Here is a 2,207-nt window from a genome sequence, read left to right as displayed (position 1 = left end):
GTACCATCTGCATTTACCACCGCCACTCCGTTGGTTGACGGATCTTGTAAGCTATACGTCAGTACTTCTCCATCTGGATCAAACGCGGTAATTTGACTCGACACTGCTGTATCTTCATTCGTGACCAGCGTTACCACCACTGGTCCTACTGGTGGATCATTTACTGGCAGAACTGTAATCGTAATCGTCGAAACCGCCGTTCCTCCCTGGCCGTCGCTTACTACGACACTAAAGCTATCTACCCCGTTGTAATTTTCGTTTGGCGTATACGTGTAGGATCCGTCTGGATTTACAACTACCGTTCCATTTGCTGGACCTGTCAGTAACCCGTACGTTAGTGGATTGCCRTCCACATCCGTTGCCACCACTTGGCTAYTTAAACTCGTGTCTTCGTTGATCACAAACTCATAGTTYGGCACCACTGGTATATCRTTCACTGGCGTGACCGTCACAAATACATTCGTCACTATAAATGCRCCCGACGGGTCGCTTATTAACACCGTAAACGTATCCGGACCAGTGTAATTCCCATTTGGCGTATAGGTGAACGTACCATCTGCATTTACCACCGCCACTCCGTTGGTTGGCGGATCTTGTAAGCTATACGTCAGTACTTCTCCATCTGGATCAAACGCGGTGATTTGGCTAGATACTGCCGTATCTTCATTCGTGACCAACGTTACCACCACTGGACCTACTGGTGGATCATTTACTGGCAGAACCGTAATCGTAATCGTTGAAACGGCCGTTCCTCCCTGACCGTCATTTACTAGCACTGTAAATTGGTCTATTCCGTTAAAATCAGCATTAGGAGTATAGGTATACATTCCATCTAATCCTACGTTTGCTATCCCATTTAGGGGGGCATTTTGTAGAGAATAAGTAAGCTGATTACTATCAACATCAGTTGCAATTACCATAGAAGTTACTGATGTATCTTCATTGGTTGTCAACTGATAATTTGGAACAATTGGAGGGTCATTTATAGGAATAACTGTAACGATAACTGATGAAGTAGCATTTCCTCCTAAGTTATCAGTTACATATACTATAAACGCATCAGAACCGTAAAAGTCTGCATTCGGTGTGTACGTAAATATTCCTGTATTAGGATCGATTGTTACTATTCCATTAATAGGTACATTTTCAATAGTATAAATAAGAGGGTTCCCATTTACATTAGTAGCAATTACTTGATTCGTTACTGGCGTATCTTCATTGGTAGAGACCTGTAAATCTTGCGTAGTCGTTGTTCCATTTGTTTGCAGTACTGTAACAAATACATTTGACAGTGCGGTGGCCCCTTCTAGATCTGTTATTAATATGGTAAATTGATCGTTACCTATAAAATCGGTGTTAGGTGAATAGGTGAAAGTTCCGTTTGGATTTATAATAACATTCCCATTGGCTGGACTTTGCTGCAGAGTATAGATTAATGTAATATTGTCAGGGTCTGAAGCAGGTATGCTACTTGTAACAGGTAAGTTAATTGTCGTTGTAACAGCTCTGTCTCCACCTATTGGAGGGTCGTTTACTGGAACAATTGTTAAGGTTACAGTAGATAAGGAAGTTCCTCCTTGGCCATCTGAGACCAGAACACTGAAGGTATCCATTCCGTTGTAATTTAAATTCGGTGTATAGGTAAATACTCCATTTGCCTCTAATACAACACTTCCATTTGACGGAGGAGGATTTAGTAAAGTAAATGTCAAAGGATCTCCATCCGGATCGAACGCTGGAATTTGATTTGTAAGAGGTGTATCTTCATTGATTGTAAATGCTAAATCAGCAGTAATCGGTGGATCATTTACCGGGATAACATTAATGGTTACCGTCGAAACCGCCGTTCCTCCTTGGCCATCTGAGACCAATATCGTAAACTGATCCGTCCCATTAAAATTTAAATTCGGCTGGTAGCTAAATGTTCCATCCGCGTTCACCACGGCTATTCCATTTGTTGGCCCACTTTGTAGCTGATAACTAAGAGAATTTCCATCCACATCTGTTCCTACTACCGCTCCTACCACGGGGCTATCTTCCTGCGTACTAAACGTGTAGTTTGGCACCGTCGGTGCATCGTTCACTGGCGTGACAATTACTGTCACCGTTGAAACGGCTGTTCCTCCCTGACCGTCTGAGACCAATACCGTAAACTGATCCGTCCCATTAAAATTTAAATTCGGCTGGTAGCTAAATGTTCCATCCGC

The 2,207-nt window shown here is 42.8% G+C and carries 1 protein-coding gene; it reads right to left on the bottom strand.

The annotated features are described in order from the left end of the window. The coding region (locus AC1D0Y_RS29390; RefSeq protein WP_477708441.1) for a cadherin-like domain-containing protein at window positions 1-2,207 on the bottom strand (2,207 nt) is incomplete at both ends.

This window comes from Priestia sp. P1_B12_1 (genome assembly GCF_056406695.1).
The sequence above is the reverse complement of the archived record's forward strand: the minus strand, read 5'-3'. Positions and strand labels throughout refer to the sequence as shown.